1 protein-coding gene and 1 pseudogene are annotated in these 1,622 nt (G+C 64.1%); both read left to right on the forward strand.

From position 1 onward, the window contains the following. Positions 1 to 1,378 (forward strand): copper resistance system multicopper oxidase (locus B7X30_RS15635; RefSeq protein WP_286731882.1); only part of this gene is annotated, 1,378 nt, incomplete at its 5' end. A 30-nt stretch (positions 1,379 to 1,408) separates the two neighbouring features. Beyond that, a pseudogene (locus B7X30_RS15640) lies at positions 1,409 to 1,622 on the forward strand (copper resistance protein B); the annotation flags it as partial.

Below are 1,622 nucleotides of genomic sequence, written 5' to 3' on the forward strand. Positions count from 1 at the left end.
TCGGGTCGCGACGACGATCAACGGATCGATTCCAGGGCCAACGCTGCGCTGGAAGGAGGGCGACACGGTGACGATTCGTGTGACCAACCGGATGAACCGTTCGACGTCGATCCACTGGCACGGCATGCTCGTGCCCTTTCAGATGGATGGCGTGCCTGGAATGAGCTTCAAGGGTATCGCTCCCGGCGAGACCTTCGTCTATCACTTCAAGGTTCAGCAGGCCGGTACCTACTGGTACCACTCCCACTCGGGCATGCAGGAGCAAACCGGCATGTACGGCGCCATCATCATCGAACCCGCGCATGGCAAGACCATACGCGCCGAGACCGATCATGTGGTGCTGCTGTCGGACTGGATGGACGAAGACCCGATGCGCGTCCTGGCCAAGCTCAAGGACGACAGCGGTTTTGACAACTACCACGAGCCGACGGCGGCGGACTTTTTCCGCGATGTCTCCCGCGAGGGGCTGCGTGCGGCACTCGACAAGCGCGCGATGTGGGAGCAGATGCGCATGAGTCCGAACGACCTCTCGGATCTTTCGGGCGCGACGCTCACCTACCTGATGAACGGCGTCACCCCGGCGGGCAACTGGTCGGCGCCCATCGTGCCGGGAAAGCCGGCCAGGCTGCGCTTCATCAACGGCGCAGGCAACACGTTTTACGACGTGCGCATTCCTGGCCTGAAGCTCACCATGGTGGCGGCCGATGGGCAGGATGTGGAGCCGGTGAGCGTGGACGAGTTCCGCTTCGGACCCGGGGAAACCTACGACGTGCTGGTGCGCCCGCAAGACTCGGCCTACACCATCTTCGCACAATCGATGGACCGCACTGGTTACGCGCGTGGCACGCTGGCTGCGCGCCCGGGGCTCGCCGCGCCCGTCCCGCCGATGGACCCCCGCCAGCAACTGACCATGGCCGACATGATGGGCAACGACATGAGCTCGATGCCGGGAATGGACATGGGGGGGATGAGCATGGACACGGGCCCCGCCGTGCGACACGCACCGACCGAGTACGGTCCCGGCGTCGACGCCCGCGTCGATCACCCACGGACCAATCTGGACGATCCCGGTGTGGGCCTGCGCAACAACGGCAGACGCGTGCTGACTCTTGCTGATCTGCACACGATCGGCGGCCCGATCGATCCGCGTGCGCCAGGCCGCACGATCGAGATGCATCTGACGGGCAACATGGGCATGTGGAGCGAACTGGAGAGTCCGGATGGCCAATTCCAGGTGCGCCGCCACACCATCCCGGTCCAGCCGGCGCAACAGGTCAGCTATCGCGTCAGCGCCGACGCTCTGGGGCGTTGGGCCTGGCACTGCCATCTGATGATGCACATGGATGCTGGGATGTTCCGCGAGATTCTGGTGTCGTGACCACCACCGCGGCCATAGGAGATGAAATCAATGAGACTGCAACACGTCAACAAAGCTCTGGCATTGGCGATCGCCGGTCTGGCGATCGCGCCGGTCTGGGCGCAAAACATGGACATGCCAGGGATGAGCATGCCGGGGATGGGAACTCCTGCTGCTTCGGCTTCCTCCCCGGCCGATCACCCCGTTTCGCCGACGAAGGCGCCTGCAATGTCTGGCGACATGGGCGGCATGAACATGCAGGGAA

Source organism: Thiomonas sp. 13-64-67, from assembly GCF_002282795.1.
Taxonomy (GTDB): Bacteria; Pseudomonadota; Gammaproteobacteria; order Burkholderiales; family Burkholderiaceae_C; genus Thiomonas; species Thiomonas arsenitoxydans.